This is a genomic window from Streptomyces sp. NPDC005485, assembly GCF_040606085.1.
Lineage (GTDB): Bacteria > Actinomycetota > Actinomycetes > Streptomycetales > Streptomycetaceae > Streptomyces.
This window is the reverse complement of record NZ_JBEXDZ010000068.1, coordinates 1-14,322: the sequence shown is the minus strand read 5'-3', so window position 1 is coordinate 14,322 and position 14,322 is coordinate 1. Positions and strand designations below refer to the sequence as shown.

At 72.1% G+C, this 14,322-nt stretch carries 15 protein-coding genes; 9 read left to right on the top strand and 6 right to left on the bottom strand.

The window, feature by feature from the left end; genetic code table 11:
• Positions 1 to 41 precede the first annotated feature (41 nt).
• The 3 genes from ABZS97_RS22935 to ABZS97_RS22925 all read left to right on the top strand — a co-directional run bounded on the left by ABZS97_RS22935 (position 42) and on the right by ABZS97_RS22925 (position 3,149).
• Positions 42 to 761, top strand: a complete 720-nt coding sequence (locus ABZS97_RS22935) for a VWA domain-containing protein (RefSeq protein WP_356140169.1) — start codon at positions 42 to 44, stop codon at positions 759 to 761.
• Positions 758 to 1,330: a HutD family protein gene (locus ABZS97_RS22930; RefSeq protein WP_356140168.1), complete on the top strand. Its 573-nt coding sequence runs from the start codon at positions 758 to 760 to the stop codon at positions 1,328 to 1,330. The genes ABZS97_RS22935 and ABZS97_RS22930 overlap by 4 nt, the downstream gene beginning before the upstream one ends.
• 88 nt (positions 1,331 to 1,418) lie before the next feature.
• On the top strand, positions 1,419 to 3,149 hold the full coding sequence (locus ABZS97_RS22925) for a cytochrome bc complex cytochrome b subunit (protein WP_356140167.1): 1,731 nt from the start codon (positions 1,419 to 1,421) through the stop codon (positions 3,147 to 3,149).
• On the opposite strand, the gene ABZS97_RS22920 is transcribed toward ABZS97_RS22925, so the two are convergent.
• Positions 3,124 to 4,092, bottom strand: coding sequence for an acyl-CoA dehydrogenase family protein (locus ABZS97_RS22920; protein ID WP_356140166.1), 969 nt, complete (start codon positions 4,090 to 4,092; stop codon positions 3,124 to 3,126). The genes ABZS97_RS22925 and ABZS97_RS22920 overlap by 26 nt on opposite strands.
• The gene (locus ABZS97_RS22915; RefSeq protein ID WP_356140165.1) at positions 4,092 to 5,231 is read right to left on the bottom strand and encodes an acyl-CoA dehydrogenase family protein; all 1,140 of its coding nucleotides are present in this window, start codon (positions 5,229 to 5,231) and stop codon (positions 4,092 to 4,094) included. The genes ABZS97_RS22920 and ABZS97_RS22915 overlap by 1 nt, the downstream gene beginning before the upstream one ends.
• Before the next feature lie 67 nt (positions 5,232 to 5,298).
• Between ABZS97_RS22915 and ABZS97_RS22910 the strand changes: the two genes are divergently transcribed.
• Genes ABZS97_RS22910 through ABZS97_RS22900 form a run of 3 tightly spaced genes read left to right on the top strand, consistent with a single transcriptional unit; the run spans position 5,299 to position 7,922 of the window.
• A complete protein-coding gene (locus tag ABZS97_RS22910; protein ID WP_356140164.1) occupies positions 5,299 to 6,090 on the top strand; it encodes an SDR family oxidoreductase in 792 nt (263 codons plus the stop codon).
• A 15-nt stretch (positions 6,091 to 6,105) separates the two neighbouring features.
• Positions 6,106 to 6,741 (top strand): TetR/AcrR family transcriptional regulator, encoded by a 636-nt coding sequence (locus ABZS97_RS22905; protein WP_356140163.1) that lies wholly within the window; start codon positions 6,106 to 6,108, stop codon positions 6,739 to 6,741.
• Between the two features lie 23 nt (positions 6,742 to 6,764).
• Positions 6,765 to 7,922, top strand: coding sequence for an acetyl-CoA C-acetyltransferase (locus tag ABZS97_RS22900; RefSeq protein WP_356140162.1), 1,158 nt, complete (start codon positions 6,765 to 6,767; stop codon positions 7,920 to 7,922).
• Here ABZS97_RS22900 and ABZS97_RS22895 read toward each other — a convergent pair.
• Genes ABZS97_RS22895 through ABZS97_RS22880 form a run of 4 tightly spaced genes read right to left on the bottom strand, consistent with a single transcriptional unit; the run spans position 7,906 to position 11,362 of the window.
• Positions 7,906 to 8,964 carry a nitronate monooxygenase gene (locus tag ABZS97_RS22895; RefSeq protein WP_356140161.1) on the bottom strand — a complete coding sequence of 353 codons (1,059 nt, stop codon included), beginning with the start codon at positions 8,962 to 8,964 and terminating at the stop codon, positions 7,906 to 7,908. The genes ABZS97_RS22900 and ABZS97_RS22895 overlap by 17 nt on opposite strands.
• A complete protein-coding gene (locus ABZS97_RS22890; protein WP_356140160.1) occupies positions 8,964 to 9,713 on the bottom strand; it encodes a CoA-transferase in 750 nt (249 codons plus the stop codon). Before ABZS97_RS22890 ends, ABZS97_RS22895 begins: the two co-directional genes overlap by 1 nt.
• A complete protein-coding gene (locus tag ABZS97_RS22885) occupies positions 9,710 to 10,585 on the bottom strand; it encodes a CoA-transferase (RefSeq protein WP_356140159.1) in 876 nt (291 codons plus the stop codon). The genes ABZS97_RS22890 and ABZS97_RS22885 overlap by 4 nt, the downstream gene beginning before the upstream one ends.
• Positions 10,586 to 11,362, bottom strand: coding sequence for an enoyl-CoA hydratase family protein (locus tag ABZS97_RS22880; RefSeq protein ID WP_356140158.1), 777 nt, complete (start codon positions 11,360 to 11,362; stop codon positions 10,586 to 10,588).
• 55 nt (positions 11,363 to 11,417) lie between these two features.
• On the opposite strand from ABZS97_RS22880, the gene ABZS97_RS22875 reads away from it, so the two are divergent.
• The 3 genes from ABZS97_RS22875 to ABZS97_RS22865 form a co-directional block, all read left to right on the top strand.
• Positions 11,418 to 12,179, top strand: coding sequence for an SDR family oxidoreductase (locus ABZS97_RS22875; protein WP_356140157.1), 762 nt, complete (start codon positions 11,418 to 11,420; stop codon positions 12,177 to 12,179).
• Between the two features lies 1 nt (position 12,180).
• Positions 12,181 to 13,104 (top strand): SDR family oxidoreductase, encoded by a 924-nt coding sequence (locus ABZS97_RS22870; RefSeq protein WP_356140156.1) that lies wholly within the window; start codon positions 12,181 to 12,183, stop codon positions 13,102 to 13,104.
• A gap of 109 nt (positions 13,105 to 13,213) precedes the next feature.
• The coding region (locus tag ABZS97_RS22865) for an ATP-binding protein (protein ID WP_356140155.1) at positions 13,214 to 14,322 on the top strand (1,109 nt) is incomplete at its 3' end.

Genomic DNA, 14,322 nt, shown 5'->3' with positions numbered 1-14,322 from the left:
GTAGCCTCGACTCCTCCGTCCTGGACCGAAGGGAGCCCCGCATGGCCGCGATCAGCCTCGCGAAGGTGGAGGAGACCGCACCCGCGCTGGTCAGCCTGTACAAGAGCGCCGGAGTCTCCCTCACCAAACACGGGCTGAGCGACCAGCGGGCCGCCGTCTACCTGGTGGTCGACTACTCGGGCTCGATGAAGCCGTACTACCAGGACGGCAGCGTGCAGGCGCTCGCCGACCGCGTGCTCGGCCTGTCCGCCCATCTCGACGACGACGGGCGGGTCCCGGTCGTCTTCTTCTCCACGGACATCGACGCCGAGACGGACATCGCGCTCGCCGACCACCGGGGCCGGATCGACCGGATCGTGGCCGGGCTCGGCCACATGGGCAAGACCAGCTATCACCTCGCCATGGACGCCGTCATCGACCACTACCTGGACAGCGGCACCAAGGACCCCGCCCTCGTCGTCTTCCAGACCGACGGCGGACCGACCAGCAAGCCTGCCGCCGAACGGTACTTGTGCAAGGCGGCGCAGCTCCCGCTGTTCTGGCAGTTCATCGGGTTCGGCGACCCGGGCAGCAGGCAGTTCGAATTCCTGCGCAAGCTCGATGAGTTGGCGGTGCCGCAGAAACGGCCCATCGACAACGCGGGCTTCTTCCACGCCGGTTCGGACCCGCGCAAGGTCTCCGACGACGAGTTGTACGACCGCCTCGTGGGCGAGTTCCCGCACTGGCTGGCGGCCGCCCGGACCCAGGGGATCGTGCGGTGATCAGACTGCTTCCCGCCGCCGGACGCACCGCCGTGGCCTGGAAGAACGGTGGCGGGGTGACCCGCGAGATCGCCGCCTGGCCGCAGGGCGCGGGCATGGACGACTTCGTGTGGCGGGTCAGTCTGGCCGAGGTCGGCGCGGACGGCCCGTTCTCCGCCTTCGCCGAGGTCGACCGCACGCTCACGGTCGTCGAGGGCGCGGGCATGGACCTGACCGTGGACGGCAAGCGGCAGATCCTCGACACCCGCCTCGTACCGCGGGACTTCCCCGGGGACGTCCCCACCGACTGCCGGCTGCTCGACGGGCCGGTCGTGAACTTCAACGTCATGTGGCGCAGAGGCCTGGAGCCGGCCCCCGCCGTCGCCGTGGTGCGCGGCCGGGTGCCCTTCGCCCTCAGGCCGGGCACGGCCATGCTGGTCCTCGCGCTCGACGCGCCCGCGGAGGTGTCGGGGCTGCGCCTGGAGCCGTACGACGCGGCGCTGCTCACGGACGGCGGCACGGTGCTGCACGCGGCGGGGTCGGCGGCGGTCGTCCGGCTGACCACTCCGCCGGCTCCGGGCGAGGCGTGAACAGCCTTCGCGGGCAGGGCTGACGGCCCCGTTGGCGTAGCCCGCCCCGCGTGCCACCCTGATGTCGATCCCACGGGGAGGGCGACGTATGGACGGCGCACGATCGGTGAACGGGACGACGGGAAAGGGCAGTTCGCGGGCGCCCGCCGAAGCGAGGCCGGACGCGGCCCGGCCGGCCGGGGGCAGCCCGGCGGCCGCGAGGCCGAACGGCCGGGGCGACGGGCCCGGTTCGGGTGAGCGGCTCGCCGACTGGGCCGACGGGCGGCTAGGTCTCTACGCGCTGGCCAAGGCCAACATGCGCAAGGTCTTCCCTGACCACTGGTCGTTCATGCTCGGCGAGGTCTGCCTCTACAGCTTCCTCATCCTGATCCTCACCGGCGTCTACCTGACCCTGTTCTTTGAGCCGAGCGGCGTCGAGGTCGTCTACCACGGCTCGTACACGCCCCTCAACGGCATCTCCATGACCAGGGCGTTCGAGTCCACCCTCGACATCAGCTTCGACGTGCGCGGCGGGCTGCTGATCCGGCAGATCCACCACTGGGCCGCGCTCGTCTTCGTCACCGGCATGCTCGTGCACATGATGCGGGTGTTCTTCACCGGGGCGTTCCGCAAGCCGCGCGAGCTCAACTGGGTGTTCGGCTGGACCCTGTTGTTCCTCGGCATCATCACCGGCCTGACCGGCTACTCACTCCCCGACGACCTGCTGTCCGGCACGGGCATCCGCTTCGCCGACGGCGCCATCCTGTCCGTCCCGATCGTGGGGACGTACCTCTCCTTCTTCCTCTTCGGCGGCGAGTTCCCCGGGCACGACATCATCCCGCGACTCTTCCCCATCCATGTCCTGGTGCTGCCCGGGATCATGCTGGGACTGGTGGTCGCCCATCTGATCCTGGTCTTCTACCACAAGCACACGCAGTACCCCGGGCCCGGCCGCGACCAGAAGAGCGTCGTCGGCATGCCCTTCCTTCCCGTCTACATGGCGAAGGCGGGCGGCTTCTTCTTCCTCGTCTTCGGTGTGCTGGCGATGATGGGCGGGCTCGCGCAGATCAACCCCGTGTGGGCGTTCGGGCCCTACCGGCCCGACCTGGTGACCACGGGCGCCCAGCCCGACTGGTACCTGGGCTTCTCCGAGGGCCTGATCCGGGTGATGCCGGGATGGGAGATCAACGCCTGGGGCCACACACTGGAGCTGGGCGTCCTCATCCCCTTCTCGCTCTTCCCACTCATCCTGCTCGCCATCGGGATCTACCCGTTCGTCGAGGCATGGATCACCGGGGACAGACGCGAGCACCACATCCTGGACCGGCCGCGCAACGCGCCCGTGCGCACGGGGCTCGGGGTGGCCTGGCTGAGCCTGTACGCGGTGCTGCTGATCGGCGGCGGCAACGACATCGTGGCCACGCATCTGCATCTGTCGATCAACTCGATCACCTGGTTCGTGCGGGTCGCGGTGTTCGTCGCGCCGGTGGCCGCGTTCGTCGTCACCAAGCGGGTCTGTCTCGGGCTGCAGCGCCGGGACCGGGACAAGGTGCTGCACGGCAGGGAGTCGGGCACCATCAAGCGGCTGCCGCACGGCGAGTTCGTGGAGATCCACGAACCCCTCTCGCAGGCACAGCTGTTCACGCTCACCCAGCACGAGCAGAGCCCGCCCTACGAGGTGGGCGCGCTCGTCGACGCGAACGGGGTCCGCCGCCCGGTCAAGCCCTCCCAGCGGCTGCGCGCCCGGCTCTCCCAGGCCATGTTCGGCCCCGGGACACGGATCGCGAAACCGACGGCCGAGGAGCACCAGGAGCTCACGAGCGGCGACCACCACCACTGAGCACATCGGCCCGGCACTGCTGCGGGCTGCCCCAGGCTCCCAGCAGGGCACGGGACTTGGTCAGCCACAGGGACAGGTCGTACTCCGCCGTGTAGCCGATCGCGCCGTGCAGCTGGAGGGCGGTGCGCGCGGTGGCGTACGCGGCCTCGCAGGCCGTGACCTTGGCGGCGGCGACATCGCGCTCCCGCATGGTCAGCGCCGCGCCGAACAGCAGCGGGCGGGCGAACTCCAGGGCGATCCTCGCGTCCGCCAGCCGGTGCTTGACCGCCTGGAACGAGCCGATGGGAACACCGAACTGGGTGCGCTGCCCGACATACGCGACCGTCCTGTCCAGCAGGGCCATCCCGACGCCGAGCGCCTGGGCGGCGGTCGCGAGCCGGGCCAGCAGCAAGGCGCGGGCGAACGGCGGGCGTGGGGCGAGCAGTTCACCTCCTGAGGCCAGGTGAGTGAGACGCCGGGCCGGGTCGAGGGAGGGGCGGACCGGGCCGTGCCCGGGGGCGAGATACAGACCGTCGCCCGTCAGGGACAGCCGGACGTCCGCCGCGTCGCCGTCCAGTGCGTGCGACCCGGAAGGCGCGAGCGTCGCCATCGCCTCACCGCAGGCCAGCCGGGGGAGCAGCCGCTTGGCGGGCCCGGGGTCGGCCGCCTCCGTGAGCAGGGCGGCCGCCGCGACCGTCTCCACCAGCGGGCCGGGTACCGCATGGCGCCCCAACTCCACGAAGGCGACGGCCAGTTCGACGGGCAGGACACCCACCCCCTCGTACGCCTCCGGAATCGCCAGTGCGAAGACGCCCGCCTGCGCTGTGCGGGACCACAGTGCCCGGCCGGACGTGTGGTCGCCGCGGCTCCAGTCCCGTACGACCGAGGGGGTGTCCGCCGACGTCAGCATCGCGTCCAACGAGGCGGCGAACGCCCGCTGTTCGGCGTCGAGGAGGAAACGCATCAGCGGCGGCCCTTCGGCAGGCCGAGCAGGCGCTCGGCGATGATGTCGCGCTGGATCTCGTTGGTGCCCGCGTAGATGGGGCCCGCGAGGGCGAAGACATACCCCTCGCACCAGTGCGTGTCCGCCAACTCGCCTTCCGCGCCCAGGAGTTCGAGGGCGGTCTCGTGCAGGGCGATGTCGTACTCGGACCAGAAGACCTTGTTCAGGCTCGATTCCGGGCCCAGGGAATCGCCGTCGAGGAAACGGGAGGCGCCCGCGTAGGCGAACAGCTCGTACGCCCGGGCGCCGATCAGTGCGTCGGCCACCCGGTCCCGCGCCGACGCCGGGCTCCCCTGCGCCTGCCACAGCCCGAGCAGCCGGTCGGCACCGGCGAGGAAGCGGCCCGGTGAGCGCAGTGTCAGCCCCCGTTCGTTGCCCGCCGTCGACATGGCGACCTGCCAGCCCCGGCCCGGCTCGCCGATCACGTCCTCGTCCGGGACGAACACCTCGTCGAGGAACAGCTCCGCGAAGGCGGGCCTGCCGTCGAGGCGGCCGATGGGACGGACGGTGACCCCGGGGGCACGCAGGTCGAACATCAGATAGGTGAGCCCCTGGTGGGGCTTCGGCAGGCCCGGCTCGCTGCGGAACAGACCGAAGGCACGGTCGGCGAAGGCGGCACGCGACGACCAGGTCTTCTGCCCGCTCAGCAGCCAGCCCCCGTCCGTGCGCACCGCGCGGGAGGTCAGCGAGGCGAGATCGGAACCGGCCTCCGGCTCGGACCACGCCTGCGCCCAGACGACCTCGCCCCTGGCCATCGGCGGCAGCACCCGCGCGCGCTGCTCCTCGGTGCCGTGGTCGAAGAGCGTGGGGGCGAGCAGGCTGATGCCGTTCTGGCTCACCCGGCCCGGAGCACCCGCCGCCCAGTACTCCTCCTCGAAGAGCAGCCACCGTACGAGGCCCGCGTCCCGCCCGCCGTACGCCCCCGGCCAGGACACCACCGACCAGCGGTCCGCGGCGAGCTCGGCCTCCCACGCGCGGTGCGCCGCGAACCCCTCCGCGGTCTCCAGGGAGGGCAGCGGCGGCGAGGGGACGTGCGCGGCGAGCCAGTCCCGGGCCTCGGCACGGAAGGCCTCGTCGGCGGGGGAGTGCGTGAGATCCATCGCGGCGTCCTTCCCCGGGCTCTCGCCCACCTTCCCTAACAAGTGTTTGGTAGGTTAGCGTGGCGCTATGACAGACGTCGAGACTCCGGCCTACGTACCGGGGCACGGCCTGCTGAAGGAGCGCACCGCCGTCGTCACCGCCGCCGCCGGTGCCGGGATCGGCGGGGCCATCGCGCGCCGGTTCCTGGAGGAGGGCGCGCGGGTGCTGATCAGCGACGCCCACGCGCGCCGGCTGGGGGAGCACCAGGCCGCGCTGGCGGATGAGTTCGGGGACGACCGTGTCCGCGCCCTGCCCTGTGACGTCACCGACGAGACACAGGTCCGGGCGCTCTTCGACGAGGCCGTCGGGCTGCACGGCCGGCTCGACGTCGTCGTCAACAACGCGGGCCTCGGCGGCACCGCCGACCTCGTCGACATGAGCGACGAGCAGTGGTCCAGGGTGCTCGACGTGACACTGAACGGCACGTTCCGGTGCACCCGGGCGGCACTGCGGCTGCTCAGGGAGCAGGACGGCGGCGGTGTGATCGTCAACAACGCCTCCGTCGTCGGCTGGCGCGCCCAGGCAGGACAGGCCCACTACGCCGCGGCGAAGGCCGGTGTCATGGCGCTCACCCGCTGCGCGGCCATCGAGGCCGCCGCCTTCGGAGTGCGGGTCAACGCCGTGTCGCCGAGCCTCGCCATGCACCCGCACCTCACGCGGGTGACCTCGCCCGAACTCCTTGAGGAGCTGACCGCCCGCGAGGCCTTCGGGAGGCACGCCGAGCCGTGGGAGGTGGCCAACGTGATCGTTTTCCTGGCCTCCGGCTACTCCTCGTACATGACGGGCGAGGTCGTCTCGGTCAGCAGCCAGCACGCCTAGGACGACAATGACCCCGTGCCTACCAAGAAGAAGCCCCAGGTGACCGCCGCGAGTGGGCGCGCGGCCGCCGCCGCTCCGGCCCGCCGCCGCGAACTCCTCGACACCGCCGCGGAGGTCTTCGCCGAGCAGGGGTACAACGCCACGACCGTCCGCAAGATCGCGGACCACGCCGGGATGCTCGCGGGCAGCCTCTACTACCACTTCGACTCCAAGGAATCGATGCTGGAGGAGATCCTGCGCACCTTCCTGGACGAGCTCTGGGAGGGCTACGACACCGTTCTGGACGCCGAACACGGCCCCCGGGAAACCCTGGAAGCCCTGGTCACCGAGTCCTTCCGGGAGATCGACCGGCACCGCGCCGCCGTCGCGATCTACCAGAAGGAGTCCAAGCAGCTCGCCCCGCAGGAGCGCTTCGCGTTCCTCGCCGAGTCGCAGCGCAGGTTCGAGAAGGCGTGGCTGTCCACGCTGGAGAGAGGCGTCGCCGCCGAGGTCTTCCGGGCCGACCTCGACATCCGGCTCACCTACCGGTTCGTGCGCGACACCGTCTGGGTCGCCGCTTCCTGGTACCGGCCCGGGGGGCAGCACAGCCCGGAGGAGATCGCCCGGCAGTACCTGTCGATGGTCCTCGACGGGATCGCCGTACGTGAATAGCCTTTCCCAATAAGGGAGTTGACATGTCCGAGGCCTACATCGTCGAAGCGGTCCGCACGCCCGTGGGCCGGCGCAAGGGAGGCCTGGCCGCAGTCCATCCGGCCGACCTCGGGGCGCATGTGCTGAAGGCGCTGGTCTCCCGCGCCGGGATCGACCCGGCCGCCGTCGAGGACGTCGTCTTCGGCTGCCTGGATGCGGTGGGGCCGCAGGCCGGGGACATCGCCCGCACCTGCTGGCTGGCGGCCGGGCTGCCCGAGGAGGTGCCGGGCGTGACCGTCGACCGGCAGTGCGGCTCCTCTCAGCAGGCCGTGCACTTCGCCGCCCAGGGCGTCCTGTCCGGCACCCAGGACCTGGTGGTCGCCGGCGGCGTCCAGAACATGACGCTGATTCCCATCGCCTTCGCCTCCCGCCGGGCCGCCGAACCGCTCGGCCTCACCGAGGGCCCCTTCGCGGGCAGCGAGGGCTGGCGGGCGCGCTACGGAGACCGGCCCGTCAACCAGTTCCACGGCGCCGAACTGATCGCCGGGAAGTGGGGGATCACCCGGCGCGATCAGGAGGAGTTCGCTCTGCGCTCGCACCTGCGGGCGATCCGCGCCATCGACGAGGGCCGCTTCGCGCGCGAGACCGTGGCCTACGGAGAGGTCACGGTCGACGAGGGCCCGCGCCGCGACACCTCACTGGAGAAGATGGCCGCCCTGGCCCCCGTCGTCGAGGGCGGCACGATCACCGCCGCCTGTTCCTCACAGGTCTCCGACGGGGCGGCCGCGATGCTGCTCGCCTCCGAACGGGCGGTCCGGGAACACGGGTTGACGCCCCGCGCCCGCGTCCACCACCTCTCCGTGCGCGGCGAGGACCCCATCCGCATGCTGTCGGCGCCCATCCCCGCCACCGCGCACGCCCTGAAGAAGACCGGCATGACCATCGATGACATCGACCTCGTCGAGATCAACGAAGCCTTCGCCCCTGTCGTCCTCGCCTGGCTCAAGGAGACCGGCGCCGACCCCGACAAGGTCAACGTGAACGGCGGCGCCATCGCCCTCGGCCACCCCCTGGGCGCCACCGGCGTGAAGCTGATGACGACCCTGCTGCACGAACTGGAGCGCACCGGCGGGCGGTTCGGACTCCAGACGATGTGCGAAGGGGGCGGGCAGGCGAACGTCACGATCATCGAGAGGCTGTGAGCCGCGCCAGGTCCCGCACCGTCCTGTCCGCCTCGGAGACGATCCGCTTCACCAACTCCGCGCACGAGGGCAGGTCGTCGATCACCCCGGCGACCTGACCCGAGGCCATCACCGCGAGATCCGTACGCCCGTCCACCATCGAGGACTTCAGGAGCATCGGGGTGTTCGCGGCGAGCAGGACCTGGCTCCAGGACAGGTCCTTGCCGTGGCGCAGGGCCAGCCCGTCGCGGATCATCCGCGGCCAGGACAGCCCGGAGATCTTCCGGAAGGCCGCCGCTCGCCGAACCGCCTGCAGCAGAGCCCGCGTTCGGCCCGACCTTTCGAGCGCGTCGACGAACTCCGTGCGCAGCATGCGGTGCGGCAGACCGTCCACGGCCGTGGTGACCGTGATGTCCTTGACCGTCGCCGCCAGGTACTTCGCCTTCACCGCGTCGGGGACCGTCGAGTCGGAGGTCAGCAGGAATCGCGTGCCCATGGCGACCCCCACCGCCCCGAACGCCAGCGCCGCGACCAGCCCGCGCCCGTCGTGGAAGCCGCCGGCCGCGACGACCGGGATGTCCACGGCGTCCACCACCTGCCCCAGCAGCACCGTCGTCGCCACCTCGCCGGTGTGCCCGCCGCCCTCGCCGCCCTGCACGATCACCGCGTCCGCACCCCAGGCGGCCACCTTCTCGGCGTGCCGCCGCGCCCCGATGGACGGGATGACGACCACGCCCGCGGCCTTCAGCTCGGCGATCAGCTCGCGCGAGGGGGCGAGCGCGAAGGACGCGACGCGCACGCCCTCGTCGATGATGATCCGCACCCGCTCGCCCGCGTCGCCCGCGTCCGCGCGCAGATTCACGCCGAACGGCGCGTCCGTACGGGACCGGACCTCGCGTACGGCCGCCCGCAGCCCGTCGAGCGTCATCGTCGCGGAGGCCAGGATGCCCAGCGCCCCCGCGTTCGCCGTGGCGGACACCAGCCGGGGGCCCGCCACCCATCCCATGCCGGTCTGCACGATCGGGTGGCGGACACCGACGAGCCGGGTCAGGGCGGTCTCCATCAGCGCCCGGCCGGATCTGCGACCTCGCGGTCACGGGCGCGGGCCGGGTCGATGACCTCGCGGATCAACTCCAGCTCCCGGGAGGTCGGTTCGCGGGTGTACGGCACCTCGTCGGGGACGTGCAGGGCGAAGCCCGTCGCCGCCCGCACCTGCTCGACGGTGACGCCCGGGTGCAGCGAGGCGAGCCGCATCACGTGTCCCGGCGCGGCGAAGTCGAGGACGGCGAGGTCGGTCACCACACGCGGGATGCGATGGAAGCGGGCCGTGCGCGGGTGCGCGGCCGCGCGGTCGTGGCCCACGCCGCACACCATGTCCACCGACTCGACGAAGACCCGCGGGGAGTGCCTCGCGACCCAGTAACTGGTCGGGTTGTTCAGGGTGTTGACCGGGGCGCCGCGCACACCGAGCAGCTGACGGGTGGGCCGGGCCCAGTCGCCGATGCAGGAGATGTTCTGGTTGCCGTGGCGGTCGAGCTGGCTCGCGCCCATCATCACGTGCCTCCGCCCGCCGGTCACCATCGTCAGATGCTGCCGATAGGGCAACCAGCCCTCCACCGTGCCGTCGAGGCCGACGAGCATCGCCTCGCCGTCGGTCAGCAGCAGATCGGGCGAGAAGGTCCGCTTGGCGAGTCGGGCGCCGAACGACGGGATCAGGCCCATGGGACTGGCGAGCACCTCGCCGTCGTCCCGCCAGGCCTCGGCGCAGGCGATCACGCAGTACTCGGCTCGGGTGACCCCCGTACCGGTCATGGCCGGCGCTCCTTCTCTTCCTGCTGCCACGCCCGCACGGCGTTCTGGTAGGCGTGCTCGTCGCCGTCGAGGAAGCGGTCGGCGAACTCGGCGTACGGCGTGGTGGCGTACAGCTTCTGAAAGGGCTCGTCGCGTCCGTAGTCAGGGGCGCAGGACGTGAAGTGCGCGCCGTTCGGCGTCTCGACGACGCCCGTCACGCCGGACCGCTTGAGCAGCAGCGTCTGCGGCGCGGCCTCCTTCGTCAGCTCCGCCGTGTCGACGATCCGCTCGCACGAGACGTACGCGGCGTCCGCCGCCTCGCAGAACAGGTCGTCGAAGTACGGGTCGGGGCCCAGGTACTGGCCGTTGCCCAGCCGGTCCGCGCGGTTCATGTGGACCAGAGCGGCGTCCAGCCTCAGGGCGGGCATCGCGACGAACTCCTCCCGCACTCCGGACGACGCGTCCACGTACGGCGAAGTCACCGTCCGCAGACCGGGGTTGACCCGCATCACGTCCGAGCCGATCCCGGCCCGCACCGGCAGGAACGGCAGCCGGTTCGCGGCGGCGTGCAGCCCCCACATGAACATCGCCTCGTCGACCTCCGTCAGCTCGAAGGACCCGCGCTCGCGCGCCGCGCGGTAGTGCGGTTCGAGGGGGATCGAGTCGAGGGTCACGAAGGCGGTCACGAGCTTGCGTATCCGTCCGGCCGCGGCGAGCAGCCCGACGTCCGGGCCGCCGTACGACACCACGGTGAGATCGGTGATGTCGGACCGGAGCACTGCTCTCACGAGGGCCATCGGCTTGCGGCGCGATCCCCAGCCGCCGATGCCCAGCGTCATGCCGCTCGCCAGCCGGGAGACGACCTCACCGGCGGTCATGGTCTTGTCGGCCACCTACGCATCCTCCTTTCCGAAGGTGTCGGGCTTCGCGAAGGTGTCGCGGACCCGGTCGGCGAGCCCGCTGAGGTTCGCCTCGAAGGTGAAGCCCTGCTCGAAGCGGTAGCTGCGGCGTACGTCGACGGGGTCGATGCCGTTGATGGCCGCCTTGGCCAGCCGGAGCAGCTGCCCGTCCTTGGCGGCGATCTCATGCGCCAACTCCAGGGCGGCTGAGGGGAGTTCGTGGCGTGCTACGACCTTCCACACCGAGCCGTGCGCGTGCAGCTCGGCCGCGGTGGCGGTGCGCGAGGTGTAGTACAGGGCGCGCATCAGGTGCTGCGGTACCAGCCGGGCCAGGTGCGTGGCCGCGCCGAGGGCGCCCCGGTCGAGCTCCGGCAGGCCGAACGTGGCGTCCTCGCTCGCCACGATCGCGTCCGCGTTGCCGACCAGGCCGATCCCACCGCCCAGGCAGAAGCCCTGGACCGCCGCCACGACCGGCACCTCGCACTCGTACACCGCCGCGAACGCCTCCGCGCAGCCGCGGTTCGCGCCGATCAGTGCGCGCTGTCCACGCGCCTGGATCTCCTTGATGTCCACCCCCGCGTTGAAACCGCGCCCGGTCGCCGCGAGCACCACACAGCGGATCTCCGGGTCGCGGCCCGCGGCGCGCACGGCCTCGGCCAGCTCGAACCAGCCGCGCACCGGCAGCGCGTTCACGGGCGGGAAATCGACCGTGACGACGGCAACTCCCTTGCCGGGGGCCGAGTTTTCCGGTGAGGAGGTGGAGACACCCATGGGCGCATCAGCTACCTTTCCACCTAACGTTTGTTAGGTGGAAAGGTAGCAGCGAATGGAGTGGAACGGGAAGGTCGTGGTCGTCACGGGCGGCACGCGCGGGATCGGTGCGGGGATCGCGCGGGCCTTCGCGAAGGCAGGTGCCCGGGTCGTGGTCTGCGCACGCCACGCCCCCGAATTTCCCCTGGACGGCGTCGAGTTCACCCCCGCCGACCTGCGTGATCCGATCGCCGTACGCGACCTCTTCGCCGCACTGCCCCGGCTCGATGTCCTGGTCAACAACGTGGGCGGCACACCGTACCGGCTCCTCGCGCAGACCGACGCCGAGCGGCACGCGCGCGTGATCGAACTCAACCTCCTCGCACCGCTGACCGCCTCGCTCGCCGCGTACGACCTCCTGCGGCGCGCCAGGGGCTCGATCGTGATGATCGGCAGCGTGAGCGGGACCCGGCCCTCGCCCGGTTCGGCGGCGTACGGGGCGGCGAAGGCGGGCCTGGAGAACCTCGCCCGCTCCATGGCCGTCGAGTGGGCCCCGGACGTCCGGGTCAACACACTCGTCGTCGGCATGGTCCGCACCGAGCAGGCACACCTGCACTACGGGGGCGAGGACGCGATCGCCGCCGTCTCGCGCACCGTCCCGCTGGAGCGCCTCGCCGAGCCCTCCGACATCGGCGAGGCCGCCGTCTTCCTCGCCTCCAACGCCGCCGCGTACATCAGCGGGGCGAGCCTGCTGGTCCACGGAGGCGGCGAGCGACCCGCCTTCCTCGACGCCGCGACCGCCAACAGGGCGAACCACGAAGAGACCGGGGAGAGTTGAGATGGGATCTGCACCGCTGCTGTGCGAGGGGCGGGTCGTGATCGTCACGGGTGCCGGCCGCGGGCTCGGCCGGGCGCACGCGCTCGCGTACGCCGCCGAGGGCGCGCGTGTCGTCGTCAACGACCTCGGCGTCGGCCTCGACGGCTCGCCGGGCCCGGGCAGCCCCGCCCGGCAGGTCGTGGAGGAGATCCGCGCGGCGGGCGGCGAGGCGGTGGCCCACGGCGGCGACATCGCGACGGCCGAGGGCGCCGCCTCGCTCGTCCGTACCGCCCTGGAGACGTACAGCCGCCTCGACACCCTGGTCAACAACGCGGGCTTCCTGCGCGACCGGATGCTGGTCAACCTCGACGAGGACGACTGGGACGCCGTGATGCGCGTCCACCTGAAGGGGCACTTCCTGCCGCTCAAGCACGCGGTGGCGCACTGGCGGACCGAGGCGAAGGCGGGCCGGACACCGCGGGCCCGCATCGTCAACACCAGTAGCGGAGCAGGGCTGTTGGGCTCGGTCGGACAGGGCAACTACAGCGCCGCCAAGGCCGGGATCATCGGGCTGACCCTGGTCGCCGCGGCCGAGACGGCGCGGTACGGGGTCCAGGTCAACGCGATCGCGCCCGCGGCCCGCACCCGGATGACCGAGGACACCTTCGCGGCGACCATGGCCGCCCCCGGCTCACCGAACGCCTTCGACGCGATGGCCCCAGAGAACGTGTCCCCGCTGGTGGTCTGGCTCGGCTCCGACGCCTGCGCCGGTGTCACCGGACGCGTCTTCGAGGCCGAGGGCGGCCGTATCACCGTCATGGAGGGCTGGCGCCCGGGACCGAGCGCCGACAAAGGGGCCCGCTGGACGCCCGCCGAAGCGGGCGACACGGCCGTCAGGCTGCTCGCCGGGGCGGAGGTTCCGGGGGTGGTGTACGGCGCACAGTGAGTCGTGCGATGTGCGTACGGCATACGGGAGTTGTGCTTCGCACTGGACCGCGCACCGCCGCCTGGGGAGGATGCCCGAAGGGGGCGGCGACACGGGGAGGGGACTCGGGGTGGGCGCAGCGGATCCCTCGGCGCGAGCAGGACGAGCAGGACAGGCAGCGGGAGCAAGGGGACCAGCGGGAGCAGCGCGAGCACGTCACGGAGCGCGCGTACAGCCCGTCGACGTTCCGCTGCTCGGCCGCACCGACAGCCTCGCCCTCCTGGACGCCGCCCGCGAGCTGGCTCGCGCCGGGCACCCCCGACGCGTCCTCGTCGAAGGCCCCGCGGGCGTCGGCAAGACCGCCCTCGTACGCCACTTCCTGCGCGGCTGCCCCCGCGTCCTGTACGCGGCCGGGGAGGAAGCCGAGTCCCACCTGGCCTTCGGCGTACTCGAACAACTCCTGGGCGCGAGGTCGCGCTGGGCGGACCCGCCGGCGGCGGGCGCGGAGCTGCTGGAGGCGCTGGACGCGGCGCAGGACGAGACCGAGGAGAACGGGGAGGAGAACGGGGAGGGGTCGGTTGCGGGTGCGCCGGTCGCCGTCGTACTCGACGACGCCCAGTGGGCCGATCACCCCTCGCTCCAGGCGCTGGCCTTCGCCGTACGGCGGTTGCGGGCCGACCGGGTGCTCGTGCTGGCCGTCGTGCGGGATGCCGCCGATCCGGGTCTGCCCGCCGGGACACGGCGCCTGTTCACGGCCGATGACGTCGTGCGGGTACGGCTCGACGGACTCGACCCGGCTGAACTGAAGCTGCTGAGCGGGGAGTTGGGCGTGCCCGGGATGACCTCCCGCGCAGCCGTACGTCTGCACGCGCACACCGGCGGCAACCCCCTGCACGTAAGGGCCCTGCTGGAGCAGGAGGGCTCCGGGCTGCTGGAGGCGCTCGCGGAGCCGGACATCACCCCGCCCGCCCCCAAGTCGTTCACCGCACTCGTACTGACCCGCCTCTCGGCGAGCCGGCCGGCGACCCAGGCCCTGGTCTGCGCCGCGGCGGTACTCGGCGCGCACTGCGCGCCGGCGGACGCGTGGGAGGTCGCGGAGGCGGGCCGGGGCGGTGCGGCGGGATCGAGCCGCCCCGGAGGGGCCGTCGATCCCGCTGATCCCGGAACCGCCGGGGTCCCCGGAACCGCCGGGGTCCCCGGACCCGGCGGGGGGCCCGGGAGCCGCGGGGGCCCGGGCAG

What these genes read in the sequence shown, in the direction of transcription:
- ABZS97_RS22935 (WP_356140169.1), top strand. Translation starts at nt 42, where the DNA reads ATGGCCGCGATCAGCCTCGCGAAGGTGGAGGAGACCGCACCCGCGCTG.
- ABZS97_RS22925 (WP_356140167.1), top strand. Translation starts at nt 1,419, where the DNA reads ATGGACGGCGCACGATCGGTGAACGGGACGACGGGAAAGGGCAGTTCG.
- ABZS97_RS22920 (WP_356140166.1), bottom strand. Translation starts at nt 4,092, where the DNA reads ATGCGTTTCCTCCTCGACGCCGAACAGCGGGCGTTCGCCGCCTCGTTG.
- ABZS97_RS22915 (WP_356140165.1), bottom strand. Translation starts at nt 5,231, where the DNA reads ATGGATCTCACGCACTCCCCCGCCGACGAGGCCTTCCGTGCCGAGGCC.
- ABZS97_RS22910 (WP_356140164.1), top strand. Translation starts at nt 5,299, where the DNA reads ATGACAGACGTCGAGACTCCGGCCTACGTACCGGGGCACGGCCTGCTG.
- ABZS97_RS22900 (WP_356140162.1), top strand. Translation starts at nt 6,765, where the DNA reads ATGTCCGAGGCCTACATCGTCGAAGCGGTCCGCACGCCCGTGGGCCGG.
- ABZS97_RS22895 (WP_356140161.1), bottom strand. Translation starts at nt 8,964, where the DNA reads ATGGAGACCGCCCTGACCCGGCTCGTCGGTGTCCGCCACCCGATCGTG.
- ABZS97_RS22890 (WP_356140160.1), bottom strand. Translation starts at nt 9,713, where the DNA reads ATGACCGGTACGGGGGTCACCCGAGCCGAGTACTGCGTGATCGCCTGC.
- ABZS97_RS22880 (WP_356140158.1), bottom strand. Translation starts at nt 11,362, where the DNA reads ATGGGTGTCTCCACCTCCTCACCGGAAAACTCGGCCCCCGGCAAGGGA.
- ABZS97_RS22875 (WP_356140157.1), top strand. Translation starts at nt 11,418, where the DNA reads ATGGAGTGGAACGGGAAGGTCGTGGTCGTCACGGGCGGCACGCGCGGG.
- ABZS97_RS22870 (WP_356140156.1), top strand. Translation starts at nt 12,181, where the DNA reads ATGGGATCTGCACCGCTGCTGTGCGAGGGGCGGGTCGTGATCGTCACG.